Origin of the sequence: Acetobacter papayae JCM 25143 (assembly GCF_000613285.1) — a bacterium.
Classification (GTDB): Bacteria; Pseudomonadota; Alphaproteobacteria; order Acetobacterales; family Acetobacteraceae; genus Acetobacter; species Acetobacter papayae.
The window spans coordinates 1-631 of record NZ_BAIN01000169.1 but is presented as its reverse complement, the minus strand read 5'-3'; the positions used below and the strand labels follow the sequence as shown (position 1 = coordinate 631).

The following is a 631-nucleotide window of genomic DNA, read 5'->3' as shown; positions in this document are numbered from 1 at the left end:
TTGGCCGTGGGGGGGATGCGGGCTCCGTCTTGCCGGAGCGGGGTTCCTTCGCCATAACTGCCTCCGTGATTACGCCACCTGACCACGCTTTGCTGCACTGGTATGACAGACATCGCCGCACCCTGCCATGGCGGGCGGAAGGCGGGCGTACGCCTGACCCTTACCATGTCTGGCTGAGCGAAATCATGCTCCAGCAGACCACGGTTACGGCGGTCATTCCCTATTACCAGAAATTTCTCGCTCTGTTTCCCACGGTGCAGGCATTGGCCGCGGCACCGCAGGAGCAGGTTCTGGCCGCATGGGCGGGGCTTGGCTACTACGCCCGGGCGCGCAACCTGCATGCCTGTGCACAGGCCGTGGTGGCGCGCGGCGGCTTTCCGGCTCAGGTGGCCGAGTTGAAAACCCTGCCCGGTATCGGGGTTTATACGGCAGCGGCTATTGCCGCCATTGCCTTCGGGGTGCCTGTGGTGCCGGTCGATGGCAATGTGGAGCGTATTACCGCCCGCCTGTTTGATGAACACACGCCCCTGCCCGGAGCCCGCAAGGTGCTGGCGCGGCTGGCGGAGGGGCTGAATGCCGGTGCGCAGGCGCAGGCGCGCCCGTCCGATTTCGCGCAGGCGCTGTTCGATCT

At 65.6% G+C, this 631-nt stretch carries 1 pseudogene; it reads left to right on the top strand.

Annotated features, from left to right (window positions below):
* Positions 1 to 65: 65 nt before the first annotated feature.
* Positions 66 to 631, top strand: a pseudogene (locus tag JCM25143_RS15235) (A/G-specific adenine glycosylase); the annotation flags it as partial.